The sequence below is a fragment of the Providencia sp. PROV188 genome, from assembly GCF_027595165.1.
GTDB classification, from domain to species: domain Bacteria; phylum Pseudomonadota; class Gammaproteobacteria; order Enterobacterales; family Enterobacteriaceae; genus Providencia; species Providencia lanzhouensis.
Window position 1 is genome coordinate 998,332 of sequence record NZ_CP097291.1, and the last position, 26,450, is coordinate 1,024,781.

General features: G+C 43.3%; 25 protein-coding genes. 2 read left to right on the plus strand and 23 right to left on the minus strand.

Going from position 1 to position 26,450, the window contains the following annotated elements:
* Positions 1-47 precede the first annotated feature (47 nt).
* The 8 genes from emrB to nrdH all read right to left on the minus strand — a co-directional run bounded on the left by emrB (position 48) and on the right by nrdH (position 9,306).
* Entirely contained in the window at positions 48-1,547 is a 1,500-nt protein-coding gene (gene emrB, locus M5X66_RS04435) for a multidrug efflux MFS transporter permease subunit EmrB (protein ID WP_051422531.1), read from the minus strand.
* Between the two features lie 57 nt (positions 1,548-1,604).
* Positions 1,605-2,783, minus strand: a complete 1,179-nt coding sequence (gene emrA / locus M5X66_RS04440) for a multidrug efflux MFS transporter periplasmic adaptor subunit EmrA (protein WP_036947721.1) — start codon at positions 2,781-2,783, stop codon at positions 1,605-1,607.
* A gap of 223 nt (positions 2,784-3,006) precedes the next feature.
* Positions 3,007-3,522, minus strand: a complete 516-nt coding sequence (mprA, locus tag M5X66_RS04445; protein ID WP_036947719.1) for a transcriptional repressor MprA — start codon at positions 3,520-3,522, stop codon at positions 3,007-3,009.
* Positions 3,523-4,170: 648 nt separating this feature from the next.
* Positions 4,171-5,370 carry an MFS transporter gene (locus tag M5X66_RS04450; protein WP_036947717.1) on the minus strand — a complete coding sequence of 400 codons (1,200 nt, stop codon included), beginning with the start codon at positions 5,368-5,370 and terminating at the stop codon, positions 4,171-4,173.
* A gap of 143 nt (positions 5,371-5,513) precedes the next feature.
* Positions 5,514-6,485 (minus strand): class 1b ribonucleoside-diphosphate reductase subunit beta, encoded by a 972-nt coding sequence (gene nrdF, locus M5X66_RS04455; RefSeq protein ID WP_036947713.1) that lies wholly within the window; start codon positions 6,483-6,485, stop codon positions 5,514-5,516.
* 13 nt (positions 6,486-6,498) lie between these two features.
* Positions 6,499-8,646, minus strand: a complete 2,148-nt coding sequence (nrdE, locus tag M5X66_RS04460; protein WP_270103894.1) for a class 1b ribonucleoside-diphosphate reductase subunit alpha — start codon at positions 8,644-8,646, stop codon at positions 6,499-6,501.
* Positions 8,639-9,067 (minus strand): class Ib ribonucleoside-diphosphate reductase assembly flavoprotein NrdI, encoded by a 429-nt coding sequence (gene nrdI / locus M5X66_RS04465; protein WP_108479360.1) that lies wholly within the window; start codon positions 9,065-9,067, stop codon positions 8,639-8,641. The genes nrdE and nrdI overlap by 8 nt, the downstream gene beginning before the upstream one ends.
* Positions 9,068-9,078: 11 nt before the next feature.
* Positions 9,079-9,306 carry a glutaredoxin-like protein NrdH gene (nrdH, locus tag M5X66_RS04470; RefSeq protein ID WP_036947709.1) on the minus strand — a complete coding sequence of 76 codons (228 nt, stop codon included), beginning with the start codon at positions 9,304-9,306 and terminating at the stop codon, positions 9,079-9,081.
* 297 nt (positions 9,307-9,603) lie between these two features.
* On the opposite strand from nrdH, the gene M5X66_RS04475 reads away from it, so the two are divergent.
* Positions 9,604-10,062 carry a methylated-DNA--[protein]-cysteine S-methyltransferase gene (locus M5X66_RS04475; protein WP_006660933.1) on the plus strand — a complete coding sequence of 153 codons (459 nt, stop codon included), beginning with the start codon at positions 9,604-9,606 and terminating at the stop codon, positions 10,060-10,062.
* 216 nt (positions 10,063-10,278) lie between these two features.
* Positions 10,279-10,488, plus strand: a complete 210-nt coding sequence (gene cspE / locus M5X66_RS04480; RefSeq protein WP_006662336.1) for a transcription antiterminator/RNA stability regulator CspE — start codon at positions 10,279-10,281, stop codon at positions 10,486-10,488.
* 187 nt (positions 10,489-10,675) lie between these two features.
* On the opposite strand, the gene lipA is transcribed toward cspE, so the two are convergent.
* From lipA to gltK, 15 genes are all read right to left on the minus strand, one after another.
* Positions 10,676-11,641 (minus strand): lipoyl synthase, encoded by a 966-nt coding sequence (gene lipA, locus M5X66_RS04485; RefSeq protein ID WP_036947707.1) that lies wholly within the window; start codon positions 11,639-11,641, stop codon positions 10,676-10,678.
* Positions 11,642-11,711: 70 nt separating this feature from the next.
* Positions 11,712-12,275 (minus strand): lipoyl(octanoyl) transferase LipB, encoded by a 564-nt coding sequence (gene lipB / locus M5X66_RS04490; RefSeq protein ID WP_230082517.1) that lies wholly within the window; start codon positions 12,273-12,275, stop codon positions 11,712-11,714.
* A 375-nt stretch (positions 12,276-12,650) separates the two neighbouring features.
* Complete coding sequence (gene ybeD / locus M5X66_RS04495; RefSeq protein ID WP_006662335.1) at positions 12,651-12,914, minus strand: DUF493 family protein YbeD; 264 nt, start codon at positions 12,912-12,914, stop codon at positions 12,651-12,653.
* 153 nt (positions 12,915-13,067) lie between these two features.
* Positions 13,068-14,297 (minus strand): D-alanyl-D-alanine carboxypeptidase DacA, encoded by a 1,230-nt coding sequence (gene dacA, locus M5X66_RS04500; protein WP_036947697.1) that lies wholly within the window; start codon positions 14,295-14,297, stop codon positions 13,068-13,070.
* 191 nt (positions 14,298-14,488) lie between these two features.
* A complete protein-coding gene (rlpA, locus tag M5X66_RS04505; protein WP_036947694.1) occupies positions 14,489-15,466 on the minus strand; it encodes an endolytic peptidoglycan transglycosylase RlpA in 978 nt (325 codons plus the stop codon).
* A 13-nt stretch (positions 15,467-15,479) separates the two neighbouring features.
* Positions 15,480-16,592, minus strand: a complete 1,113-nt coding sequence (gene mrdB / locus M5X66_RS04510; protein WP_036947691.1) for a peptidoglycan glycosyltransferase MrdB — start codon at positions 16,590-16,592, stop codon at positions 15,480-15,482.
* A 2-nt stretch (positions 16,593-16,594) separates the two neighbouring features.
* On the minus strand, positions 16,595-18,484 hold the full coding sequence (gene mrdA / locus M5X66_RS04515; RefSeq protein WP_036947689.1) for a peptidoglycan DD-transpeptidase MrdA: 1,890 nt from the start codon (positions 18,482-18,484) through the stop codon (positions 16,595-16,597).
* Between the two features lie 32 nt (positions 18,485-18,516).
* A complete protein-coding gene (rlmH, locus tag M5X66_RS04520; RefSeq protein ID WP_006660942.1) occupies positions 18,517-18,987 on the minus strand; it encodes a 23S rRNA (pseudouridine(1915)-N(3))-methyltransferase RlmH in 471 nt (156 codons plus the stop codon).
* A 2-nt stretch (positions 18,988-18,989) separates the two neighbouring features.
* The gene (rsfS, locus tag M5X66_RS04525) at positions 18,990-19,316 is read right to left on the minus strand and encodes a ribosome silencing factor (RefSeq protein ID WP_080675589.1); all 327 of its coding nucleotides are present in this window, start codon (positions 19,314-19,316) and stop codon (positions 18,990-18,992) included.
* 351 nt (positions 19,317-19,667) lie between these two features.
* Complete coding sequence (gene nadD, locus M5X66_RS04530; RefSeq protein WP_036947683.1) at positions 19,668-20,324, minus strand: nicotinate-nucleotide adenylyltransferase; 657 nt, start codon at positions 20,322-20,324, stop codon at positions 19,668-19,670.
* Between the two features lie 40 nt (positions 20,325-20,364).
* Positions 20,365-21,399 carry a DNA polymerase III subunit delta gene (holA, locus tag M5X66_RS04535; RefSeq protein WP_270103895.1) on the minus strand — a complete coding sequence of 345 codons (1,035 nt, stop codon included), beginning with the start codon at positions 21,397-21,399 and terminating at the stop codon, positions 20,365-20,367.
* Complete coding sequence (lptE, locus tag M5X66_RS04540) at positions 21,399-21,938, minus strand: LPS assembly lipoprotein LptE (RefSeq protein ID WP_036947677.1); 540 nt, start codon at positions 21,936-21,938, stop codon at positions 21,399-21,401. The genes holA and lptE overlap by 1 nt, the downstream gene beginning before the upstream one ends.
* A gap of 12 nt (positions 21,939-21,950) precedes the next feature.
* Positions 21,951-24,533 (minus strand): leucine--tRNA ligase, encoded by a 2,583-nt coding sequence (gene leuS, locus M5X66_RS04545; protein WP_036947673.1) that lies wholly within the window; start codon positions 24,531-24,533, stop codon positions 21,951-21,953.
* Between the two features lie 513 nt (positions 24,534-25,046).
* Positions 25,047-25,772 carry an amino acid ABC transporter ATP-binding protein gene (locus M5X66_RS04550; protein ID WP_036947670.1) on the minus strand — a complete coding sequence of 242 codons (726 nt, stop codon included), beginning with the start codon at positions 25,770-25,772 and terminating at the stop codon, positions 25,047-25,049.
* Entirely contained in the window at positions 25,769-26,449 is a 681-nt protein-coding gene (gltK, locus tag M5X66_RS04555; RefSeq protein WP_006660949.1) for a glutamate/aspartate ABC transporter permease GltK, read from the minus strand. The genes M5X66_RS04550 and gltK overlap by 4 nt, the downstream gene beginning before the upstream one ends.
* Between the last annotated feature and the right edge of the window lies 1 nt (position 26,450).

The following is a 26,450-nucleotide window of genomic DNA, read 5'->3' on the forward strand; positions in this document are numbered from 1 at the left end:
ATACACAAAAATGTGTATGGTTTTTTTTCATTTGGATTACATACCGGCTAGTGAGCTCCGCCACCATCTTTTGAACCAGCACCGAATGGTGGTTTGGCAAACCATACAATCACCATTAACAGAATAAACACGCCAGCGGACATCCAGAAAATTTCATTAGCAGAAATAATTAGCCCTTGCTCAGTAATTGAACGCGCAATATATGCAGCACTTTGCTGCTCATTCATTCCTATTTGCGCCAACTCACTGTACATATGTTGAGCATTTGGATTATACGGGTTAACAAACTCTGTCAAATTTTCATGGTGCATTGCTTCACGCTGTGTCCACAACGTGGTGGTGATGGAGGTACCAATTGCACCCGCTAAGGTTCGCGTGAAGTTAGATAAGCTGGACGCTGATGCCATTCTTTCTGGTGGTAAACCTGATAATGTAATGGTCGTGAGTGGCATAAAGAAGCAGGCTATCGCTAAACCTTGAACGAACTGAGGCCATGCTGCTGCGGCAAATCCCATACCAGGCTCAAAGGTGTAAGCTCGCCAGTAATAGCAGACGGCATACATAATAAAACTGAATGTCACTAAATAACGCATATCAATACGGTTACCAAAGCGACCAATAATCGGCGTGATCAGCAGCGGCAAGAGACCGACGGGTGCGGAGGCTAACCCCGCCCAAGTTGCGGTATAGCCGTACACTTCTTGCAGCAACTGAGGCAATAGGACAATGGTACCGAAATAGAGCATATACGCCAAACTGAGCGCCAAACAACCGATAGTAAAATTACGCTCTTTAAAGAGGGAAAGGTCGATGACGGGATGCTCATCAGTCAGTTCCCAAACAATTAAGAAGGCTATCGCGACAACGGCGATAACGGTCAGAACGATGATCTCCGTAGAGTTAAACCAATCGAGCTCTTTCCCTTGGTCGAGCATAATCTGCAATGCACCAATCCCGACAACCAGTAAGACAAGCCCGACGGTATCAATTGGCTTGATCGCGATTTGAGTTTCACGTCCTTTAAGCGTTCGCATAATGGCAAAAATAATCGCGATACTAAAAGGAACGTTGATAAAGAAAATCCAGCCCCAGTGGTAGTTGTCACTAATATAGCCACCAAGAATAGGCCCACAAATCGGCGCAACCACAATGGTCATTGACCACAGTGCAAGAGCCATACTACGTTTGGCTGGTGGATAGTTATTGAGTAAGAGACTCTGAGACAAAGGAATGAGTGGACCTGCAACCAAACCTTGTAGGACGCGGAATAAAATCAGCATTTCTAAGCTGTTGGAGATCCCACACAACCATGAGGTAAGGGCGAAAAGCCCGGTAGACCATAAAAAGAGGCGAACTTCACCAATACGACGAGCTAACCAGCCAGTGATCGGAATAGAGATAGCATTCGCTACCCCAAACGATGTGATCACCCATGTGCCTTGTGAGTTAGATGCACCCAAGTTACCCGCAATTGTGGGGATAGCGACGTTAGCAATGGTCGAATCCAAAACTTGCATGAAAGTCGCCAAAGATAACGCAATGGTCATCCAAGCCAGTTTTGAGCCTGTTAACGGTGCATTTGTCACGTTAGTGTCTCCGTTTACTTATTTGCCAGAGTTATTTTGAATAATCTCAGCAACAATTTTGTCAGCAGGAGACATATCAACCGCTAAAGCCGTTGTGTGATAAGCGGGCGTATCGCGCAGACCTTTGGATAACACTTTGCCGTCTTTATTGGCAGTATCCACTTCGACTTCGGTTGAGAGCCCAATACGTAGAGGGTATTCATCAAGTTGGGACTCATCGAGGGCGATACGTACTGGAAGGCGTTGAACCACTTTGATCCAGTTGCCGCTCGCGTTTTGAGCGGGTAATAATGAGAAAGCGCTTCCCGTCCCCATATCAAGCCCGACCACGGTGCCGTTGAATACCACATTTTTGCCATAGAAATCGGTAGTTACTTTGGCAGGTTGGCCAATGCGCATACTCGCTAATTGTGTCTCTTTAAAGTTGGCATCAATCCACATTCCGCTAGATGGCACAATTGCCATTAATGGGGTATTTGGCGTGATTTGTGAACCGACTTGCACACTACGGCGGGAAACATAACCGTCCACTGGGCTGACAATTTTGGTGCGTTGCAGGGCAAGCCATGCATTTCGCACTTGCGTTGCAGCTTGTTCAACAAGCGGCTGCTTTTCTAAAGCGGTATTGAGCACGATGGCTTGGTTGGCGTTGTACTGTTCAATCGCCACATCAAGCGCACCTTTCGCACTGATGACAGCTTCTCTCGCATGTTGAAGCTCTTCTTTACCGATTAAATTGCTGCTACCCAAGACTTCGCGGCGTTTTAAATCATTTTGTAAACGGGATAATTCAGAGCGTTTAACATCAATATTTGCTTGAAATTGGCGGCTATTGATAATGTGCTGTTGGGATTGTCGAACGCTGTTAGCAAGTTCAGTTTTGGCTTTTTCAAGAGCGAGTTCGGCATCTCTAGGATCTAACTCCACCAGTACCGTTCCACTTTTCACAAAATCGGTGTTATCGACATTGACTGTCATGACGCTACCGGATATTTGCGCTTGGATTTGAACTTGATTTCCAGCAACGTAAGCGTTGTCTGTTGATTCGTAATGGCGTAAGACGAGATACCAGTATGCAGTCCAACCGATGCCTATCGCGATAAAAATAACGGTTAGGAACATTAGTGCATTTCTGCGCTGTCTTTTTTTGTTCAATGGCGGCGTTTGCGTTTCAGGCAGATCCTCGCGTGCGCTCATACTGGTGGTTCCCCATATTCAATGGATAAAAATAACGACTGTTTCCAGCAGTTAGTGTTAACTACTGGAAACTAAGACGACAAATGATTTCGTTGCTCGATGGGATATCGCAATATATAACTGAAAGGATAATGAAATATATGTGAGTGAAAAGTTTTTTTTTCAGTTTAAGCCACAGAATGCCTCAAAAACATTAACCATGAAATATCTGTGGTCAATATTATCACTCTTTTATGCTATCGAGTTTTGCTAATAATTTGCGCATCAGCTTGTCGAGCAGTTGTTTTTCATCAGTATCCAATGAAGACCAAATATCGATCAATGCCTTATGCTGCGGCGGTAATAATCCACTGAGAAACTCAGAGCCTTTTTCCGTTAAGTGCAAATGTAGGCAGCGACGGTCGTTATGGCTTTCTTTACGTTCAATCCAACCATTTTTTTCTAATTCATCGGCAATACGTGTTGCGTTAGTCCGTGAAGAACCTAATGCTGCACTGAGTTCAGATGGCTGAATGCTATGAGAATCTTTAGTATCAAGGATCATGAGCGCCATAAATAGCGTTTCATTGACACCTTGAGCTCTTAGCATGTTATTACGTGATTCCAACAGTTTTCCATGAACGTGCATGCACAAGCGCGTCAATAAAATTTCTTGGTAAGGGATAGTATTTTCTTGTGAAGTTTGTTGCGCGACGCGAGCGTTAAGTAATTCTTCTGTCGGTGTAAATGAACTTTCCATTATTTGGATACCTTATTAGTTTCAGTTGGTAAGATTTCAACTGTAATCAACCATGTGAATGGTATATTAAAAGATAGAATTAGCAATTATACTTAATTAATTTCATCCATTTTATTTTGACAATGATACATCATTCATAAATTTTATGAATGTGTTTTAACGCATTTAGTATAGTTCAATTAACAATCACTGCTTTCTTACTATCATGTAGGTAAATAGATGAAAATATAATTGCGTTTTATACGACAAATAAAATCATATAAAACAATATATAATCACATCGCATTAACTCAATACCATTTTTTTTATTACTCAATAATTACAAGATAGAAGGATCTTTCTATTTTTTGAGGTAAATACCCTAAAAAGGCACCTAGGGTATTGAGTAATACCGAATTAATATTTTGTGGGTAAGAAGTATACCATCTGATAAAGATATACTTTTTGCTTAACTGTGTCACTTATTAACTTTTTCTAGGTAAATTATACCTTGAACCAATTATTTATCATTGTTAGCTATTTAACATGATGATTATTATCACAGAGATATAATAATAGGCTAAATAATGGGCATATGAATAATAGATCAGATATTAAATCTATAGCAGCCAAATAAATGACTGCTATAGATATAAATGAATGAAGGGATTACTGTTCAGAGGTAATAATTGGATCGAATCGAGCACCAATTGCCCAAATGATTAAACTGATACCTGTGATAACAACGCCTGAAATTGCTACGCCCATCCAACCTGCATGTTCATAGGCATAACCTGAAAGTAATGAACCTAGTGCTCCGCCAATAAAATAACTGGTCATATAGCCGGCAGTTAAGCGATTTCGTGCTTCAGGCATAATACGATAAAGTGTGCTTTGGTTAGTCACATGAACACCTTGGATGGCAAGATCAAGCACTAAGATGCCAATAATAAAAGCGATTAGTGAATATTTTGCCAGACCAATTGGGATCCATGAGAGCAATAATAGAATTAACCCAAGGGTAGTGACTAATTTGCCTTTACCTTTATCCACTAAGCGCCCTGCTTGGGTTGCCATTAATGCACCTGCTGCACCAACCAAACCAAATAACCCGATAGTACCCTCAGAATAATTAAAAGGCGGGCTGGCTAATAAGAATGCCATCGCAGTCCATAATAGCGCAAAGTTCGCGAAAGTGAGGGCGCCAAGCAGTGCGCGAGTTGCTAAGACTGGCGTAGTAAAAAACAGACGTCCGATAGAGCCAATGAGTTGAAAATAGTTAAGATCCGTTTTTTGGTGATAACGCGGTAATTTAAGCGCCAAAATTAGGATCAGGAACATCATTAATCCAAAGGCAACCCAGTAAATAGCTCGCCAACCGCCTATCATTGCCACGCCACCGGAGATAGTTCGAGCGAGTAAGATCCCAAGAAGTAACCCACTCATAATAGTACCCACTGCTTTGCCCCGTTGATGAGGCTTTGCAATAGAAGCTGCCATAGGAACAAGAACTTGGGCGACAACGGAGAATAGCCCTGTGAGAGCGGTACCGAGAAGAATTTGCCAAATATTATCAGAAAGCGCGGTGATTAATAAACCACTGGCTGACAATGTGGTCATCACGATGATCAATTTTTTACGTTCAAAAAGATCACCAAGAGGAACAAGGAAGAGTAATCCAACGGCGTAACCTAATTGTGCGGCGGTCACAATAAAGCCCGCCATGTTGGTTGTTAGGTTGAATTGGAGTGCGATAGTGTCTAGCAGGGGCTGTGCGTAATAATTACTGGCAACGACCAGCCCAGTGGCGATGGCCATTAAGAGCGTTAAGCCCGTAGTCAGTTCCGCTTGTGGTGTTTTCATGCTCATTATGCTTTGGATATGAATGTTATTTTATGATCTGTGGGTAGGCATCAAGCCTATCCCACTATGACCGTTTATAGTATTAATGATTTAAGTGATTTTATTATTTTTTTCAAAAGATTGATGCGAGATATTTTTGTTGATGTTATTCAAAAAAGCCAATCATCATCTTCAGTACTGACTGCTTTACCAATCACATAGGATGAACCTGAACCTGAGAAAAAGTCATGATTTTCGTTAGCATCAGGCGAGAGCGCCGATAAAATCTCTGGGCTAACTTGGGTTATTGAGTCAGGGAAAAGTGCTTCATAGCCCAAATTCATCAAGGCTTTATTCGCATTATAGTGAAGGAAGCTTTTCACATCTTCACTCCAGCCAACGCTATCATACAGCTCTTGGGTGTACTTGATTTCATTTTCATATAAATCAAACAAGAGCGAAAAAGTGAAATCCTTAATTTCATTGCGTTCTTGTTCAGAATAATGGACAAGGGCTTTCTGAAATTTATAGCCAATATAGTAACCATGAATAGCTTCATCGCGGATGATCAGACGAATTAAATCGGCGGTATTGGTGAGTTTTCCTCGGCTTGACCAGTACATTGGTAAGTAAAAACCTGAGTAAAACAAAAATGATTCTAAAAAGACGCTGGCGACTTTTTTCTTCAGTGGATGTTCATCACAGTAGTAAGACAAAATAATTTTGGCTTTATTTTGCAATGCACTGTTTTCTTCACTCCAACGATAGGCTTCATCAACATCGACTGTGGAACACAGTGTTGAAAAAATCGAGCTGTAAGAGCGTGCATGCACCGCTTCCATAAAGCTGATATTGGAGAGAACCGCTTCTTCGTGAGGCGTTTGAGCATCTCCCATCAAACACGGTGCGCCAACGGTATTTTGGATGGTATCTAACAAGGTTAATCCCGTAAAAACGCGGATAGTGAGTTGCTGTTCGGCAGATGTCAGTGTATTCCAAGAAACCGTGTCGTTGGACAAGGGAATTTTTTCGGGCAACCAAAAATTACTGGTTAATCGGTTCCATACTTCAAGATCCTTATCATCTTGAATGCGGTTCCAGTTTATTGCTTGAACAGGGCGATTGAGCGTGCTGGTGGTCATTATCTTTTTCCTTTTACAGTGAGCAGGAGACGCAGCCTTCGACTTCGGTGCCTTCAAGTGCTGTCTGACGTAATCGAATGTAATACAAGGTTTTGATCCCTTTTCGCCATGCGTATATTTGGGCTTTATTGATATCACGGGTGGTGGCATTGCCATCGAAAAATAGGGTTAGTGATAAACCTTGGTCGACGTGTTGGGTGGCTTCGGCATAGGTATCAATAATTTTCTCAGGACCAATCTGATAAGCATCTTGGTAGTATTTGAGATTCTCATTAGTCATAAAAGGGGCTGGGTAGTAAACACGCCCAATCTTACCTTCTTTACGAATTTCGATAGGCGCGACCACGGGGTGAATGCTGGAGGTGGCATTATTGATATAAGAGATAGACCCCGTAGGCGGAATAGCTTGCAAGTTTTGATTATAAATTCCATGTGCCATTACGGACTGTTTTAATATCTGCCAGTCCGTTTGTGTTGGTATTTCGATGCCCGAACGTCGGAATAATTCCTGCACGGTTTGGGTCTTTGGTGACCATGTTTTGTTGATATATTTATCAAAATACTCGCCACTGGCGTAGGTGGATATTTCAAAGCCATCAAACGTTTGTTGGCGTTCGATTGCTAATTGGTTCGAAGTTTTTAAGGCATGGTATGCCACGGTGTAAAAGTAGATATTGGTAAAATCTAACCCTTCTTCAGAACCATAATGAATATGCTCACGAGCTAAGAAACCATGCAAATTCATTTGCCCTAAACCAATAGCGTGGGATTCTTGGTTGCCTTTAGCAATAGACGGAACGGAGCAAATATTGCTCATATCAGAAACGGCAGTTAAGGCGCGAACGGCAGTATCAATCGAGCGTGCAAAATCAGGAGAATCCATGGTTTTGGCGATGTTCATGGAGCCTAAATTACAGCTAATATCTTTACCAATATGTTGGTAGCTTAAATCTTCTTCATAAAGGCTAGGTTGGTTTACCTGTAAAATCTCAGAGCACAAGTTACTCATATTGATTCGACCTGCAATCGGATTGGCGCGGTTAGCGGTATCCTCAAACAAAATGTAGGGATAGCCAGATTCAAATTGAATTTCGGCGATAGTCTGGAAAAACTCTCGCGCATTAATTTTGAATTTCTTGATGGCTTTGTTATTCACCATTTCATGATACTTTTCTGTCACGCTGATTTCAGACATCGGTACCCCATAGACTTTTTGGATGTCATAGGGAGAAAACAGGTACATGTCTTCATTATTTTTAGCGAGTTGGAAGGTGATATCGGGGATCACAACCCCAAGTGAAAGCGTTTTAATCCGAATTTTTTCATCCGCATTTTCTCGTTTGGTATCTAAAAATCGCAGGATGTCAGGGTGATGAGCATGAAGATACACCGCGCCTGCACCTTGCCTTGCTCCTAGCTGATTGGCATAGGAAAAGGCATCCTCCAGCATTTTCATCACAGGAACCACGCCTGACGATTGGTTTTCTATCTGTTTAATCGGTGCGCCTTGTTCGCGCAAATTACTCATCAAGAAAGCGACACCACCTCCGCGTTTGGACAGTTGCAGGGCTGAGTTCACGGAGCGCCCGATGGACTCCATATTGTCTTCTATGCGCAGTAAAAAACAGGAAATAAGCTCGCCTCGTTGTTTTTTACCACCGTTCAGGAATGTGGGAGTGGCAGGTTGAAAACGTCCGCTAATGATTTCGTCCACTAAGAGAGTCGCAAGGGATTTTGAGCCCTGCGCCAAAGCCAGTGCAACCATACAAACCCGGTCTTCATAACGCTCAAGATAGCGCTCACCATCGAAGGTTTTTAGGGTGTAACTGGTGTAATACTTAAAGGCGCCCAAAAAGGTTTGGAAGCGAAATTTGTGGGCGTAGGCTTGTTTAAAAAGCTGTTTAATAAATGGGAAATCGTATTGAGCGAGCACCTCTTCTTCGTAGTAATTTTCATTAACTAAGAAATCGAGTTTTTCTTTTAAATCGTGAAAAAAGACCGTGTTTTGATTCACATGCTGGCGGAAATAGAGATGAGCAGCTTGTTTGTCTTTATCCAGCTGTAAGCGACCTTCACTATCATAAAGGTTAAGCATCGCATTGAGCGCGTGGTAGTCCGCATTGCGATTATTATTTAGGTGACTGTGCTGTGGGTTATCCATTGATCTGCTCCTTTGTGTGAGCCCAGAATGTTTTTAATCCTTGTTTTACAGATTGCACATCGCGCTCTGTGCCTAATAATTCAAATCGGTAGAGGAAGGGAATTGCGCATTTTTGAGCGACAATGTTGCCGGCAATGGCATAAGCCTCACCAAAGTTGGTATTACCCGCAGCGATGACACCGCGAATTAACGCTCGGTTTGCCTCGATATTGAGAAAGTGCACCACTTCTTTAGGCACAGCGCCATGAGCGGTTCCACCGCCATAGGTCGGCAGCAACAGCACATAGGGTTGTGAGGCGAAAAGTACATTTTCAGGTAGATGGCCAATGGGAATACGAGTGGCTGGCAGCTGTAATTTTTCGACGAATCGATGGCAATTACCTGAGCGACTCGAGAAATAAATTAGCGGTTGAGTGGTCATTTCAACCTCTCTTACTCAATCAGTGCATTGATTTTATCGGGGCGGAAGCCTGACCAATGCTGCTCTCCTACAATGACGACAGGAAGCTGCTGATAGCCTAGTTTTCTTATGAACTCAATGGCTTGGTTATCTTCAGAAAGGTCGATAATGGTGTACGGTAATTGCTTGCGCTCGAACGCTTGGTAGGTTGCATTACACTGGACGCAGTTGGGTTTACTATAAATGGTAATCTCAGTCATTTTTTTCACCTTAACATTTTCAGAACGTGGTAGTTACGTAATGGTGGTGTGTTGAAGATGAGCTGATCCTATATATAGGCGTAAAATATTTCAACCATACAATATATAGTGATTTCTTTATTTGAATGATAATCATTCGAATTATTGTCTATGCTGTTATTAACATTGGAAATAAAAAAATTCAGGGGGAGATGATTCAGTTAGCTACACTGAGAAAAAATATCATTGCAAAGTAGAAATAATTTACCTTATAACTGTATATACAATCAGGTAAATGAATCCTTTTGAGGAGATGTTATGTACCATCAATATTTAGTAGCCCCAGAAAACTTTCCGAAACCGTGGATCCATATTACGGCTGATGATGAAGGTGTGACGAGTATCTATTTTGTTGATGAAAAAACGGAGAAAGAGTCGAAAAACGAATTCTCAAAGCAGTGTGCGAAAGAACTAAAAGAGTATTTTAATCATAAGCGGAAAGTGTTTTCGGTTGCATTGAATCCGCAAGGTACTGAATTTCAGAAAAAAGTCTGGAAGCATTTGTGCGAAATTCCTTATGGTGAGCGCTGGAGTTATAAAGATCTCGCCTTAAAACTGGGCTCGGTTAACTACTGTCGAGCCGTCGGTATGGCCAATTCTCGTAACCCGATATCTTTGATTGTGCCTTGCCATCGTGTCTTAGGGCATGACGGAAAGCTGGTGGGTTATACAGGAGGATTGGATATTAAAGATTGGTTACTTATTCATGAGAAGTAAACGCTAAAAAATTAACCATGAGTAATACTTACCTTTGTATTAATTACTATTATTAAGAATTATCCCCGTATTCTGGACGAAATAGGTGGATAAATAATATTTTTTTATCATTTAAATCAATTTTCGTGATCTAGGTTGTAGACAAGTCAGTTATATATTTGATGTACTGAGCTTGATACAGATGGTGTGTCTATTTTATTTTAAAGGTAATATTTGATGTCTAAAGTTAAAGGTAACGTTAAGTGGTTCAATGAGTCCAAAGGTTTTGGTTTTATCACTCCAGAAGATGGTAGCAAAGATGTTTTTGTTCACTTCTCTGCGATTTCTGGCGACGGTTTCAAAACCTTAGCAGAAGGCCAAAAAGTTGAATTTGAAATCACTGAAGGCGCGAAAGGTCCATCAGCTGCTAACGTTGTCTCTTTGTAATTAAATACTTAGAAACGAACAGCACTGAACTCGCACTAGCTTTGCTAGCGCGAGTTTTTTTATCGCTAAAATTGACCTAATGATCATTCTTATTGGTGATAAATTAAGTCACTAATAAAAAACCCCAATGTGTAGTAATTCACAATTGGGGTTTCTTTTAATTACTATTTAGACGAAAAGATTAATATTATTTAACTTCTTCGCCTTTTGCTTGTAGGTCGGCATGATAGGAAGAGCGCACAAACGGTCCACAGGCTGCGTGAGTGAAGCCCATATCCATCGCTGCCTCTTTCATTTCATCGAACTCAGCAGGGCTCACATAGCGTTTAACGGGTAAGTGGTGGCGGCTTGGCTGCAAGTATTGCCCCAACGTTAACATGGTAACGCCATGACGACGCAGATCACGCATCACTTCAATGATCTCTTCGTTGGTTTCCCCTAAGCCTACCATTAAGCCTGATTTTGTTGGAATTTCAGGGTGAGCTTCTTTGAATTTTTCCAGTAATTTCAGTGACCATTCGTAGTTAGCACCAGGGCGAACTTGGCGGTAAATACGCGGTACGTTTTCAAGGTTGTGGTTAAACACATCCGGTGGCGTAGCGGTGAGAATTTCTAATGCGCGATCCATACGTCCACGGAAGTCAGGCACGAGAGTTTCAATTTTAATGGTCGGGCTTTTTTCACGGATGGCACTGATACAATCAGCAAAGTGCTGGGCACCACCATCACGCAAATCATCACGGTCAACGGAAGTAATAACCACATAACGCAGAGCCATATCTTTGATAGTTTGCGCTAATTTTTCTGGTTCATTCGCATCAGGAGCATTTGGTCGACCATGGGCAACATCACAGAATGGACAACGGCGAGTACAGATAGCACCTAAGATCATAAAGGTGGCAGTTCCGTGGTTAAAACATTCAGAGAGGTTAGGGCAGGAAGCTTCTTCGCAGACTGAGTGCAGGCCATTTTTACGCATTGCGGCTTTAATGCCTTGAATTCGCGTAGAATCAGCTGGCAATCTGATTTTCATCCAGTCAGGTTTACGTAGAATTTCTTCACGTTCCGTCACCACGTTTTTAACAGGGATCAGTGCCATTTTATCGGCGTCACGGTATTTAATTCCACGCTCGATCTGAATTGGTTTACTCATAATGTGCCGGTTCCAGTTATCTGTTTGCCATTAAAATTTTTTTGAAAAATGTTAAAAAATTATAGCATTATTATTGAACAATATGAAATCCAAGTGTGTCACAGAACTGACTAATAAGCACTGGCTGAACATCGTTTAATGTAATGTTTGGAGACAGCGCTCTCACTTGTGTCATTTTCAATTCACTATAACCACAAGGGTTAATGCGATTAAAAGGCTCGAGATCCATATCCACATTCAGAGCCAATCCATGGAATGAACAGCCTTTTCGAATACGTAAGCCAAGGGAGCAAATTTTGTCTCCGTTGACATAAACGCCGGGCGCATCAGGGCGCGGATACGCACTGATATTAAAATGGGCGAGGGTATTGACCACGCAAGTTTCTAGGGCGCTAACAAGCTCACGGACACCAATGTGACTGCGTTTTAGATCTATCATCACATACATGACTTGCTGGCCGGGACCATGGTAAGTCACTTGTCCGCCACGATCACTTTGGATCACGGGGATATTTCCCGGCGCGAGAAGGTGTTCGGCTTTGCCAGCTTGCCCTTGGGTAAACACAGAAGGGTGTTGCACCAGCCAAATTTCATCGCAGGTATCAGGAGTACGGGATTCAGTAAATTGGTGCATTGCCTCAGATGTGCTCTCGTAGGGAGCCAGACCTAAGTCGCGGATGATGATGCTATTCTTCGACAAAATTCGGTGTCCACAGGCTGTAAAGATGAATGGCAGTATAACGCTGTGAACGCGTTACCACCAGTTTGTCTTGTTATTAACTTGTTATTTTTCAGCTGATATTGCGGATAATAAAAAAAACGAGCCGGAGGCTCGGCCAGACCATTGACAAAACCATCAGGTTTGGAAATGGCTCTTTTGGGTTGTAAAACGAACAAGGAAAATCAATTTATTGATTTTCGCCTGATAACACAAAGAGGGAAAAACCACGTTTTTATCCCTCTTTGTCATCAACTTACCGAGCCGGAGGCTCGGTTTTCTTGTTGCTAATTACAGCACAACTTTGACTAATTCTAATGCACCTAACTCAGTGTAGAGCGTTTCAACTTGCTCAATGTGAGTGGCGTTAATAGTAATAGATACAGAATGGTAGTTGCCTTTGCTGCTCGGTTTAACATCTGGTGCATAATCACCTGGAGCATGGCGTTGAACCACTTCAATGACTTGGTCAACTAATTCTGGCTGCGCTAGGCCCATCACTTTGTAGGTTAATGGACATGGGAACTCAAGCAGTTCACCTAATTTCGTTTTCATGGGCACTCCTAAAATATTGATTAGCGCCTGCATAAAAATTGGCTGGAAGAAAATAGATTTCGCCAGCCAACTCACTATCCCATCAGGGTTTGTATTTCACTACAGGCTTTCAGATACAAACTATATGGGGCTAACTGATTTCAATTTCAAGTATTAACCAAACCAACGATGGAATAATAATTTGATGTAGTCGATTAAACGGCTGAAGAATCCGCCTTCTTCAACATCTTTTAATACCGCTAAAGGACGCTGTTCGATGGTTTTACCGTCTAATTGGAAGCTAATCGTACCCACTTGTTGGCCTTTTTTCAGCGGCGCTTCGATTTCAGTGGTGGTTAATTCGTAGCTTGCTTTTAAGTCTTTTAAACGACCACGAGGGATTGTGAGGTACAGGTCTTCAACCACGCCTAACTTAATTTCGCTGTCATCGCCAAACCAAACTGGGGCAGTGGCAAACTCGACGCCAGCTTGCAGAGGTTTCACTGTTTCATAGAAACGGAAGCCGTATGTCAGCAATTTTTTGCTTTCTGCATCACGCCCCTTACTGCTTTTTCCACCCATAACGACGGAAATAAGACGCATATCGCCATCTTTTGCGGAGGCAACTAAGTTATAACCTGCTGCATCAGTGTGACCAGTTTTGATCCCATCAACTGCAAGGCTTTTATCCCATAACAGACCATTACGGTTAGTTTGGCGGATATTGTTAAACGTGAATTCTTTTTCTTTATAAATTTCGTATTCTTCCGGTACATCACGGATCAGCGCTTGACCAATCAATGCCATATCACGAGCAGAGCTGTATTGACCCGCAGCATCGAGACCATGTACTGTTTGGAAGTGCGTATTTTGCAGACCCAGTTTATTCACGTAGGTATTCATCAAGTTAACAAAGTTAGCTTGATCACCTGCGACATAGTCTGCCATAGCAACACAGGCATCATTACCTGATTGTAAGTTAATACCACGGGTTAGCTGAGAAACACTCACGCGATCTCCGGGTTTTAAGAACATTAATGAAGAGCCTTTGAAAATTGGGTTACCTGTCGCCCATGCATCTTCACCCACGGTGACCATGTCATTCGCGCCAATTTTGCCTGATTTAATGGCTTGACCGATGACATAGCTCGTCATCATTTTGGTCAAGCTAGCAGGGTCGCGGCGCTGATCTGCATTACTTTCGGCAAGCACTTTACCTGAATTGTAATCAATCAAGATATACGCTTCAGCATCGATAGCTGGAGCAGCAGGAACTGAAGTATTTGGAAAAGCTTCATTCGCATTTGCAAAAGTGACAGTAGAAACGATCAGTGCAGAAGCCAGCGCAGTCTGACGCACGATTTGTGGCAGAAAGACATTGCGTGATGAGGAGACATTTTTCATGGTTGTATCATTACATCCAACATTCGGTTAACACAAGAAAGCGCAGTTTAGCAAAAGTTCGAAGGCAGATAAAAGAAGCTCTTGCGCTGTGCAGGTAAATTTACGTTAGTTTATACCCGTTGTACTTTAAGTTGCAGGGGGAGCTATCAATAATTTCCCCCAGCAACGTAAATTATTCGGTTATTGAGTGATTAAGGGGCAACAACCATGGATTGTTGATTGCGCTCAGACTGTAAACGAGATTGTATCTCTACTGCTTGCTGTCTCGTTGCAAAAGGTCCTAATTGAACACGGTAGATGCCATTGTAAGGCTGTAGGCGACCCGGTACGTTAAACTGACTTTTTAAGTTATCCAACATACTTTGTGCGTTTGCTTTGCTACTGATAGCGCCAGCTTGAACTAAGAAACCACGTTCAGGAACGGATTCTGTTTCAGTGGCTTTCGGTGCAACTTGTGGTTCTGGCTGCTTGATGTTCATATCTGGCATCGTTGGTTGCATAGGTTCCGCAGGCTGTTTTACTGGTAATACGTTGCTTGGCGCTGGGGATTCTTGCATCACCGGTGTACCTAATGGACCTGAACCTAATTGTGGACGATCCGGCAGGGCATAACTTTGTTTAACAAAGTTTGAACCAACAGTTCCTGGCCCTGATAAGCTTCCATCTGGTGCAACTTGGATTGCATCAATTTTAATTTTTGTGGTCGTCATCAGATTTAAGCGATCAGCGACTGCTCGGGATACGGCAATACTTTTGCCAGGAGTATAAGGGCCACGGTCATTGATACGAACCACCATCATGCGCCCGTTCATCATGTTGGTAATACGAGCATAACTTGGAATAGGTAATGTAGGGTGAGCTGCAGTTAACTCTACTGGGTTAGCGCGTTCACCAATGGCAGTCAATTGACCGGAAGCTTCTTGACCATAAATTGACGCATAGCCAACTTGGGAGAACTGTGCGGGTTCACGGACAATTTGGTATTGCTTGCCATTACGCTGGTAATCATTATTTGCCGTTGGATGATAAGGCTCATAATGTGGCTCAGCACCCAACACATCTTGTGTAGGGACATTAGTTGGAACTGTTGGCTGCTGCTTAACGTCTTCGTTAATACACCCACTGAGTAATGTGGTTGCCATGGCGAGCATAATCCATTGTAAACGCATACTAAGCCTCATTTTATAAACTCTTAGATAAAAATTTTCTGTGGGTATGGATAGACATGATAATACCGAATCCAGCCATTAAAACAATTAAGGCGGAGCCCCCATAACTCACTAAGGGGAGGGGAACCCCCACAACAGGTAGAATACCACTCACCATACCAATATTAACAAACACATACACAAATAGGATTAGGATTAATCCGCCGACCATCACTCGCCCGAAGGTGTTTTGCGCATTTGCAGCAATGTATAGCCCACGAATAATCAATAGGATATAAAGACCCAATAAGATCAAGACACCAATCAATCCAAGTTCTTCAGCTAATACAGCGAAAATAAAGTCGGTGTGACGTTCAGGTAAGAATTCTAGTTGAGACTGAGTGCCTTCCAACCAGCCTTTACCCATTAAACCGCCAGAACCAATCGCAATTTTAGATTGGATGATGTGATAGCCTTTACCTAGAGGATCACTTTCTGGGTCAAGTAGCATCATGACTCGGGCTCTCTGGTAGTCATGCATTAAGAAGAACCAGAGCATAGGAATAAAGGCGGCAAGCGCGACGGCGGCAACGGCAATTAAACGCCAGCTCATTCCTGCTAAAAATAGGACAAATAGCCCTGATGCGGCGACGAGGATCGAGGTCCCCAAGTCTGGCTGAGCTGCGACCAGCAATGTTGGGACAAAAATAAATACGAGGGCAATACAGGTATTTTTAAATGACGGCGGGCATGAGTCACGGTTCATGAAACGAGCGACCATGAGCGGTACCGCGATTTTCGCAATTTCGGATGGCTGGAACCGTACAAAGCCCAAATCTAGCCAGCGCTGAGCCCCTTTACTGATTTGCCCGAAAACATCAACGAAGACTAAGAGAATAACGCAGAAAATAAACAGGTGTGGCGCGAGGCTTTCATACATGCGAGGTGGAATTTGCGCCATCACGATCATCACGATAAAACCAGAAAAAATTTGTCCTAGTTTTCGTTCCATCATCTCGGGATCTAACCCGCTAGCGCTCCACATAATAAAGGCGCTATAAGCGAGTAAGGCGATGATGATTAATAACATAGGCACATCAATGTGCAGACGTGTTGATAGTGATAATTTTCTCTTATCGTCAGTCATGATTAACGATCTTCCTCTGCACTGGCACCCGTACTTTCGACTTGGGTTTTGTTATCACCTAACAGGACATGGTCAAAGATTTGGCGAACAATATCACCAACTGCAGGGCCTGCTCCCCCGTTTTCTAAAATAATAGCAACGGAAATAGTGGGGTTATCATAAGGTGCATAAGCAATCATTAGTTTATGGTCACGTAAATGCTCGGCTAATTTGCTGGCGTTATAGGTTTCATAACTAAATACCTGCGCCGTTCCTGATTTTGCAGCTACTTTATAAGGTGTTCCTACGAAACTACGCTTACCGGTACCATTTGGCGCATTGGCCACACCGTACATACCGGTTTTGGCCAGCTCCCAATATCCAGAATGGATATCGCCAATTTGTCGGGTTTCTTTATCTTCATAAGGTACCATGGCATCGCCAAGTTTGGTTCCATACAGTAAATGAGGCGTTTTGACTTTTCCGTCATTAATCAACGTCATCAAAGCCTTAGACATTTGAATTGGCGTTGATGTCCAATAACCTTGACCAATCCCGACAGGGATGGTGTCCCCTTGGTACCAAGGTTTTTTATAGCGTTTTTGTTTCCATTCGCGGGTTGGCATGATCCCTTGGCGCTCTTCGGAAAGGTCAATACCTGTATATTCACCGTAACCAAATCGGGTCATCCATTCGGAAAGACGGTCAATCCCCATGTCATAAGCGACTTGGTAGAAGAAGGTATCCGCAGATTCAATGATAGACTTGACCACATTCAGCTTACCGTGTCCCCAGCGTTTCCAGTCACGATAGCGTTTTTCTGAGCCAGGGAGTTGCCACCAGCCTGGATCGTAGATTGTGGTGTTTGGCGTAATGACTTTTTCGCTTAATGCTGCGACAGAGATAAAAGGTTTCACCGTCGATGCGGGTGGATATAAGCCCTGAGTAGCGCGGTTGATCAACGGCCTGTTAGGGTTATTTAACAGCTCTTGGTAATCTTTGTTGGAAATTCCGTTCACAAACAAGTTTGAATCGTAACTTGGTGTGGAAACCAAGGCGAGGATCTCACCATTACGCGGGTCTGTAACGACGACAGCAGCACGACTTGTCGTGAGGATTTTCTCAATATAAGTTTGTAATTCAAGGTCGATAGTTAAATAGACATCGCGACCTGCTTGCGGTGGCTGCTCGTGTAATTGGCGGATCACTCGACCACGGCTATTCACTTCAACTTCTTCGTAGCCCGTTTTACCATGTAAGACATCTTCATAGTAACGTTCAATACCTAATTTACCGATATCATGGCTGGCGGCGTAGTTAGGTAATAAACCTTCTTTATCAAGGCGTTCGACGTCTTTATCATTAATTTTTGCGACGTAGCCGATGACATGGGTTAATGCGGAGCCATAAGGGTATGAGCGACGCTGATAACTTTTCACTTCTAAGCCAGGAAAGCGATATTGATTAACGGCAAAGCGGGCAACTTGAACTTCATTTAGCTGGGTTTTCAGCGCGATAGACGTAAAGCGGCGAGAGCGTTTACGCTCTTTTTCAAAGTTGGTGATATCTTCGTCAGTAAGGTCAACAACATCCCGTAGCTTATCGAGTGTTTCCTGTAAGTTATCTACTTTTTCAGGAACAATTTCTAGCTGATAAAACGTGCTATTGAGAGCTAACTGGGTGCCTTTTCGGTCATAAATAATGCCGCGGCTAGGCGCAATAGGCACCAATTTAATGCGGTTATCATTTGAGCGTGTTTGGTAATCGTCATGACGAACAACTTGTAGATGATACAAATTGGTCACGAGGATTGAAGTAAGTATGACAATGACGCCGAAAGCAATTAATGCTCGGCGAATAAACAAAACTGATTCTGCGGTATGGTCGCGAAAAGGGGTGCGTTGTTGTTTCATCCCATTGCCATTGTGTACAAATTAATTCCTAACTATTCCCGATGATATGGGTGATTAGTCGTAATACTCCATGCCCGATAAAGACTTTCGGCAACAAGGACTCGAACTAGCGGATGGGGTAGTGTTAGTGGCGATAGAGACCAACTTTGTTCTGCGGCATCTTTACACGCCGGAGCAAGTCCTTCTGGTCCACCAATTAACAGACTGACATTACGACCATCTTGTTTCCACTTGTCTAACTGCACGGCTAATTTGGGTGTATCCCAACGATCTCCTGGAATATCCAGCGTGACGATACGGTTGCCTTTGCCGACAGCGGCAAGCATCAATTCACCTTCTTTTTCGAGAATGCGTTTGATGTCTGCATTTTTTCCACGTTTTCCTGCGGGGATTTCGGTTAATTCGAAAGGCATATCTTTGGGAAAACGGTGAAGGTAATCCATAAAGCCGGTCTGTACCCAGTCCGGCATTTTAGTTCCGACAGCGATGAGTTGTAATTTCAAACTCAGCTCCAGAGCTTTTCTAGTTCGTACATGCGGCGGCTTTCATCTTGCATGATATGGACGATGGCATCACCAAGGTCGACAACAATCCAGTCTGAAATGCCTTGACCTTCAACACCGAGAGGCATTAAACCGTTTTTACGGCACGCATCAATTAAACGATCAGCCACAGACATCAGGTGACGAGTTGACGTCCCTGTGCAGATGATCATTTGGTCAGTAACACTTGATTTCCCATGGACATCGATCGAAATGATATCTTCCGCTTTCGCATCTTCAAGTTGATCGATAATAAATTGTTGGAGTTCAGTTCCTTGCAAAAGGTTCACCTTTCATTCAAATTGAGAGAATCTCTTGTTAAACACTATTCTTGTTAAAGACTATTCATCATTGTGCTTTCTAGGGGGATCCCCCTAGCAAAGTGCCGCCATTTTACCCCAGATTTTCACAAAAATCGGCTAAATTATTTTTTATTGGCGTAAGTGGGCAATTTATAGGGATATCTTATCCATTGGGCAAGATAATTATCGTAACTTTACAAATAAAATATCCCTATCTCTTACGTATCAATATTCTAGAATAAGCGCTGAGTTGTGCAATTAATTAAATCGAAATTAAGTGAATAAAAGAGAATAAATTATTTGCTGACATTCCTATTTGGTTAATAGAAATAAAATTGCTTATTTTTGATACAAATGTTGTTGTTGAATATAGTGATAAACTGCGCGAGGGAGTAAATCTTCACAAGCCTGACCTTCGCTGAGTTGTTCACGTATTTCAGTCGCTGAAATATTAACCAGTGGTGTATTGCCAATAAAAATCGAACCACAGGGCGTTTGGCTCAATACTTGCGGGTCTTGTACTTGATGCTGTTGCAGCCACTGTTGCATATCAGGATCGGTAAAATGTGTGGCGTAACCGGGTCTCGCGCAGACTAGCAGATGGCATTTATCTAATAGCTGAGTCCAGCCATGCCATGTATTAATGGATAACAGGGAATCTTGACCAATAATGAACGCAAGAGGTTGTTCATGACCAAGTTCTTGGCGCAATTCACTGAGCGTTTCAATTGTAAAAGAGGGCGTATTTCGCTGGAGTTCTCGGGTATCAACAGTAAACAGTGGGTTATTTTGAATGGCCAATTTTACCATTTCTAATCGCTGGGTAGGGCTAGCTTCCGGCTGAGGTCGATGAGGTGGAACGTGGTTCGGCAGCAAAATCACTTTTTGCAGCCCCACCTGATTAGCTAATGCTTCAACAGGGCGTAGATGCCCATAATGAATAGGGTCAAAAGTCCCCCCAAATAGCGCTTGTAGACCTTGTGGTTTAGCGTTCATCATTCATTACCATTGATATTAGGTGATTAGCTATCAGTTATTATCGTGGCAGAATAAAATGTTCTGCATCGGTTTTACCACATAACACCATGGAAAGAGACTGCAAATCCGGCCATGAAGAGTGGGAATAATCCTGCTTAGTGTGAATTTCAGCTTGGGTGAGTAGCATCAACGCCGATTGTAATTGATGTAAGCTCAAACGTTGTAGCGCCTCGCCTAGCAATCCTCGACGGTTTTGCCAAACTTTATGTTGGTCAAATAGCGTTTTTAATGAGGTGGTCGCAGATTGACGCTTTAACGTGATCAGCAACATTAATTCTCGTTGGATAGCCCGTAGTAAAATCACAGGTTCAACATCTTCTTGCTTGAGCTGCTCAAGGATATGCCATGAACGGCGAGGCTTACCCGCTAGTATCGCATCAACCCAATGGTAGGGAGTAAAATGGGCTGAATCATTCACCGCACTTTCGACACGAGGGTAAGTGAGCTTTCCATCCGGATAGAGCAAGGAAAGCCTTTCCAGCGCTTGCGCTAATCCCAATAAATTACCTTCATAGCAATAGCAAAGTAATTGGTTTGCTTCAGTTTCTAATGAAAGCCGCATTTGGCTAGCACGCTTAGAGACCCACTGGGGCAAACGTTGATATTCAGGCGTTAGGCAACTGACATAGATACCATCTTGGCTGATGGCTTTGAACCAAGCACTGTTTTCTTGCGCTTTAGTGAGTTTATGCCCGCGTAGAACTAATAGCAGGTCGGGGTGAAGTAAACCGGCGAGCTGTGTGAGCTTGTCTGCCATCGCGGCATTAGGGCCATTTTCAGGCAAAAATAAGGTGAGCATTTGGCGACTGGCAAATAGACTCAGCGCTTGGCAGAGACTAAAAATTTCATCCCAATCCGTATTTTGCTCTAAAGCGAAAGTAAAATGCTCTTCAAAACCTTGCTGACGTGCAACTTGGCGAATAGCATCTTGGCTTTCTTGAATAAGAAGGGGCTCGGAGCCCCAAATGAGATAGCGGCCTCTTAGAGACTCTTGTAACGAAGAGGCCAGCTGTTCAGGATAAATGCGTATCATTATTCGGCAACAGGTTTCTCAGCCGCTTGAGCTTTCGCCTTTTCTAACTCAGCACTGTGAACCAGAAGCAGTTTGCGCACGATGTTACGTGCCGCTTGTTGTTGCATCTCTTGCTTCACAATCTCGTTCTCAGCATCTTTTGCGAGCGCTTCTAACGGGTTATCAAAGAAAGTCCGCACAACTTTTGTTTCCAGCGGATAAATAGCGCCATCCGGCATTAACACTTGCGCCTTCATGACCAGTGTCAGTTGTTTCTCTGCAGCTTTACCATCTTGATAAATCGAAACGGTATCGGTGCTTTCTGTTGAACCTACAATTTTCAAAATAGGCACATCAGCGCGACCAGAATCTAGCAGAGTCACGTTATTGAGTCGCAGCTGTTCCCTGACCGCACGAGTTTGGTAACTGTACGGGTCGCCAGAACTTAACTGTAATGTTTTCAATTCTTCAGGAAGTTGCGTGGTTCCTTGAAGGCGAAAACCGCAACCTGCGGTGACGAGCACCGACAGGCTGAGAAATAGAGTTATCAGATAGCGCACTTGGGCTCCTTATCAGCCAACAACTAAGTTCAGTAATTTACCTGGTACGTAAATGACTTTACGGATGCTAACGCCTTCGAGGTATTTCGCGACGCTGCCTTCTTGTGATGCCATTTCCAGAACGAATTCTTGGTTAGCATCAGCAGGGACCGTAATACGACCGCGGACTTTACCGTTAACTTGAACAACAACCAATTTAGTATCATCGATCATGGCTTGTTCATCAGCCACCGGCCAGCTTGCAAAATCGATATCGTCATTGTGACCTAATGCTTTCCACATTTCGAAACAAGCGTGTGGAATGATTGGTGATAACATCAGCGTGATAGCATCTAAAGATTCTTGAACTAAAGCGCGGTCTTGCTCAGTTTCTTGCGGAGCGCGAACTAACTTGTTCATAAATTCCATGACCGCTGCGATAGCGGTGTTGAATGCGTAACGACGACCCACATCGTCAGTCACTTTCGCGATGGTTTTATGTAAGTCGCGACGTAAATCTTTTTGTTCTGCGGTTAATGCGCTGATATCTAATGGCTGAGTTGCGCCTTTTTGTGCGTGTTCGTGAACTAAACGCCATACACGACGAACGAAACGGTTAGCCCCTTCAACGCTAGACTCTTGCCACTCCAGAGTTAATTCTGGTGGCGCAGCGAACATCATGAACAGACGGACGGTATCAGCACCGTATTTTTCGACCATTAATTGTGGGTCAATACCGTTGTTCTTAGATTTAGACATCTTGCTCATACCAGTATAAACCAGTTCATGACCTTCGCTGTCTACCGCTTTAGTAATACGGTTTTTGTCATCACGTTCAACAATTGCATCCGCAGGAGAAACCCATACACGCTGACCATCGCTACCGGTGTAGTAGAAGGCATCAGCCAGAACCATACCTTGGCACAGTAAACGTTTTGCTGGCTCATCAGAGTTCACCAGACCGGCATCACGCATTAATTTGTGGAAGAAACGGAAATACATTAAATGCATGATGGCGTGCTCAATACCACCGATGTATTGATCCACTGGCAGCCAGTAGTTTGCTGCTTCAGGGTTCAACATGCCATCGTCGTATTGTGGGCAAGTGTAACGAGCGTAGTACCAAGATGATTCCATAAAGGTATCGAAGGTATCGGTTTCACGCAGCGCTGGTTGACCATTAATGGTGGTTTTTGCCCACTCAGGATCCGCTTTAATTGGGCTTGTGATGCCATTCATGGTGACATCTTCCGGTAAAATAACCGGTAACTGGTCTTCAGGAACAGGAACCACGGTGCCATCTTCTAAGGTTGCCATTGGAATTGGCGCACCCCAGTAACGTTGACGGGAAACACCCCAGTCACGTAAGCGATAATTGACTTTGCGTTGACCTGCACCAAGGGAAACCAGTTTGTCAGCGATAGCGTTGAAGCCAGCCTCGTTGCTTAAACCAGTAAATTCACCTGAGTTGATCAGGGTGTTTTTCTCAGTCATCGCTTCTTGAGATAAGTCAGGCGTGTTGCCTTCAGCATCTGCAATCACCGCTTTGATTGGCAGATTGTATTTATGAGCAAATTCCCAGTCACGTTGGTCGTGAGCTGGAACTGCCATCACTGCACCTGTACCGTATTCCATCAGAACAAAGTTCGCGACCCAAATTGGTAATTTTTCTTGGGTTAATGGATGAACGACATACAGACCTGTTGCCAGACCTTTTTTCTCCATGGTTGCCATATCCGCTTCCGCAGTTTTGGTATTACGGCACTCATCGATAAAGTCGGCTAATTCGCTATTCGCTTTGGCAGCTTCTTGCGCTAATGGGTGACCTGCAGCAACCGCCACATATGTCGCACCCATAAAGGTATCTGGGCGGGTGGTGTAGACAGTTAATTTGTCTGCGCGATCAGCAACATCAAAAGTGATTTCCACACCTTCAGAGCGACCAATCCAGTTGCGCTGCATGGTTTTAACTTGTTCTGGCCAATCTTCCAGTTTGTCCAAGTCATTGAGCAGCTCTTCAGCGTAGTCGGTAATTTTGATAAACCACTGAGGGATCTCTTTACGCTCAACTTGGCTATCGCAGCGCCAGCAGCAGCCGTCGATGACTTGTTCGTTTGCTAGAACGGTTAAGTCGTGTGGACACCAGTTAACGGCGGAGGTTTTTTTGTAGACTAAGCCTTTTTCATACAGTTTAGTGAAGAACCACTGTTCCCAACGGTAATATTCTGGCGTACAGGTGGTCACTTCGCGGTTCCAATCGTAACCGAAGCCCAGCATTTTCAGCTGACCTTTCATGTAATCAATATTGGCGTAAGTCCATGGTGCAGGCGCAGTGTTATTTTTAACCGCGGCACCTTCAGCTGGCAGACCAAACGCATCCCAACCAATTGGTTGCAGAACGTTTTTGCCCAGCATACGCTGGTAGCGGGAGATCACGTCACCAATGGTGTAGTTACGAACGTGGCCCATGTGTAGTCGACCAGAAGGGTAAGGTAGCATGGACAGGCAGTAGTATTTCTCTTTGCTGTTGTCTTCTGTCACTTTGAACGTTTGTTGTTCATCCCAGTGACGCTGTACTTTAGGCTCTATATCTTCTGGACGATATTGTTCTTGCATGGCACCGATAATCCTATGGTGAATAATCGCTACAGTTTAGTCTGTAGCAGGTGAATGTCTTTTCTATAAAATGGATCCGCATAGCATAGCGGATCACACATGAAAACAACAATGCCGAAAGCCATTGTGTCTGTAAAAAACGATGAATCGTCGATTAGATGAATTTACAGGGACTTGGTCTTGCTGTTTCAGCTGTTTGTTATATTTTGTGCTACATAGTGGTTGGCGATACGTTGATATTGCCATACGTTGATGAAACTAAGAACGCGCACAAAATAATAAGCGTATCGCCTATCATAATTCAATTTACTACCTAAAACTTGAACTATTTCAGGGGGAATTTGCTTTGTTCGCAATTTTATTTGAACTTAGAACACGTTAGAGAATTTTTTAAGAGATTTCAAGCGCAGAAAAGTGACAATCAAGAAAACGAGGTGAATTTTGTGCGGGTAAGAAAAGTTGAGGGAAAAGTTGCAAAAAGCCCTGTCGGACTTTCTGCAACCTAAATCGAGATTAATGTAAGATTTTTGCCAGAAAATCTTTCGCGCGGTCTGACTTCGGATTAGCGAAGAAATCCTCTTTTTTACTGTCTTCGATAATTTTACCTTCATCCATGAAAATCACGCGGTTAGCCACTTTTTTCGCAAAGCCCATTTCGTGCGTTACCACCATCATGGTCATTCCTTCATTCGCTAACTCCACCATAACATCCAGCACTTCGTTGATCATTTCTGGGTCTAGGGCGGAAGTTGGCTCATCAAACAACATGGCAATCGGGTCCATACATAGCGCGCGGGCGATGGCGACACGTTGCTGTTGACCACCAGAGAGCTGCGCAGGGAATTTATTAGCATGGCTCGCCAATCCCACACGCTCCAGTAATTTTAAACCTTTAGCTTCAGCGGCTTTCTTGTCACGGTTTAAGACTTTAACTTGCGCTAATGTTAGGTTCTCAATAATGGAAAGGTGAGGGAACAGTTCAAAGTGTTGGAACACCATACCGACTTTTGAGCGCAGCTTCGCAAGGTCAGTTTTTTTGCTATTAACTTGGATATCGTTAACGAAAATTTCACCCTGTTGAATTGGCTCCAACCCATTTACTGTTTTTATTAATGTGGATTTACCAGAACCAGATGGCCCGCATACAACCACAACTTCGCCTTTTTTGACTTCAGTTGTGCAATCTGTGAGCACCTGAAATTGGCCATACCATTTCGATACATTTTTCAGGGTAATCATGAAACAGTCCTTTTCTTAAGATAATTCACCAGCATTGAAGCGCCGAAACTGAAAATAAAGTAGATGAGTCCCGCAAAGAGTATCATTTCGACTTGCGTACCGTCACGCTCACCAATATTGGTGGCGGTTCTGAAGAAGTCGGTTAACCCAAGAACATACACTAATGAAGTATCTTGGAATAATACAATACCTTGGGTCAGTAATAATGGCACCATCGCTCTAAACGCTTGCGGTAATACGACTAAACGCATGGTTTGCATTTGGGTCATACCTAAAGCGAGGGAGGCGCTTGCCTGACCTTTCGAGATGCTTTGAATACCTGCACGGATAATTTCAGAGTAGTAAGCCGCTTCAAAAAGACAGAAGGCTACCACTGCGGATATTAAACGAATATCATTTTTTGGTGATAAGCCTAGAACATTTTGTAATATGTTAGGCACAACTAAATAGAACCAAAACAGTACCATAACTAGCGGAACTGAGCGGAAGGTGTTGACGTAAAAGGCCGCCAGCCAGCGCAGTGGCTTAATGCTGGATAAACGCATAACGGCGAGTACGGTTCCCCATAAAATCCCAACCACAATGGCTGCTGCTGTAATTTTGGCGGTGATAATAAAACCATCCACTAAGAATGGGATGCTTGGCTCAATGGAGCTCCAATCAAATTGATAAGCCATC

What these genes read in the sequence shown, in the direction of transcription:
- emrB (WP_051422531.1), bottom strand. Translation starts at nt 1,547, where the DNA reads ATGACCATTGCGTTATCTTTGGCGACTTTCATGCAAGTTTTGGATTCG.
- emrA (WP_036947721.1), bottom strand. Translation starts at nt 2,783, where the DNA reads ATGAGCGCACGCGAGGATCTGCCTGAAACGCAAACGCCGCCATTGAAC.
- mprA (WP_036947719.1), bottom strand. Translation starts at nt 3,522, where the DNA reads ATGGAAAGTTCATTTACACCGACAGAAGAATTACTTAACGCTCGCGTC.
- M5X66_RS04450 (WP_036947717.1), bottom strand. Translation starts at nt 5,370, where the DNA reads ATGAGCATGAAAACACCACAAGCGGAACTGACTACGGGCTTAACGCTC.
- nrdF (WP_036947713.1), bottom strand. Translation starts at nt 6,485, where the DNA reads ATGACCACCAGCACGCTCAATCGCCCTGTTCAAGCAATAAACTGGAAC.
- nrdE (WP_270103894.1), bottom strand. Translation starts at nt 8,646, where the DNA reads ATGGATAACCCACAGCACAGTCACCTAAATAATAATCGCAATGCGGAC.
- nrdI (WP_108479360.1), bottom strand. Translation starts at nt 9,067, where the DNA reads ATGACCACTCAACCGCTAATTTATTTCTCGAGTCGCTCAGGTAATTGC.
- nrdH (WP_036947709.1), bottom strand. Translation starts at nt 9,306, where the DNA reads ATGACTGAGATTACCATTTATAGTAAACCCAACTGCGTCCAGTGTAAT.
- M5X66_RS04475 (WP_006660933.1), top strand. Translation starts at nt 9,604, where the DNA reads ATGTACCATCAATATTTAGTAGCCCCAGAAAACTTTCCGAAACCGTGG.
- cspE (WP_006662336.1), top strand. Translation starts at nt 10,279, where the DNA reads ATGTCTAAAGTTAAAGGTAACGTTAAGTGGTTCAATGAGTCCAAAGGT.
- lipA (WP_036947707.1), bottom strand. Translation starts at nt 11,641, where the DNA reads ATGAGTAAACCAATTCAGATCGAGCGTGGAATTAAATACCGTGACGCC.
- lipB (WP_230082517.1), bottom strand. Translation starts at nt 12,275, where the DNA reads ATGCACCAATTTACTGAATCCCGTACTCCTGATACCTGCGATGAAATT.
- ybeD (WP_006662335.1), bottom strand. Translation starts at nt 12,914, where the DNA reads ATGAAAACGAAATTAGGTGAACTGCTTGAGTTCCCATGTCCATTAACC.
- dacA (WP_036947697.1), bottom strand. Translation starts at nt 14,297, where the DNA reads ATGAAAAATGTCTCCTCATCACGCAATGTCTTTCTGCCACAAATCGTG.
- rlpA (WP_036947694.1), bottom strand. Translation starts at nt 15,466, where the DNA reads ATGCGTTTACAATGGATTATGCTCGCCATGGCAACCACATTACTCAGT.
- mrdB (WP_036947691.1), bottom strand. Translation starts at nt 16,592, where the DNA reads ATGACTGACGATAAGAGAAAATTATCACTATCAACACGTCTGCACATT.
- mrdA (WP_036947689.1), bottom strand. Translation starts at nt 18,484, where the DNA reads ATGAAACAACAACGCACCCCTTTTCGCGACCATACCGCAGAATCAGTT.
- nadD (WP_036947683.1), bottom strand. Translation starts at nt 20,324, where the DNA reads ATGAACGCTAAACCACAAGGTCTACAAGCGCTATTTGGGGGGACTTTT.
- holA (WP_270103895.1), bottom strand. Translation starts at nt 21,399, where the DNA reads ATGATACGCATTTATCCTGAACAGCTGGCCTCTTCGTTACAAGAGTCT.
- leuS (WP_036947673.1), bottom strand. Translation starts at nt 24,533, where the DNA reads ATGCAAGAACAATATCGTCCAGAAGATATAGAGCCTAAAGTACAGCGT.
- M5X66_RS04550 (WP_036947670.1), bottom strand. Translation starts at nt 25,772, where the DNA reads ATGATTACCCTGAAAAATGTATCGAAATGGTATGGCCAATTTCAGGTG.
- gltK (WP_006660949.1), bottom strand. Translation starts at nt 26,449, where the DNA reads ATGGCTTATCAATTTGATTGGAGCTCCATTGAGCCAAGCATCCCATTC.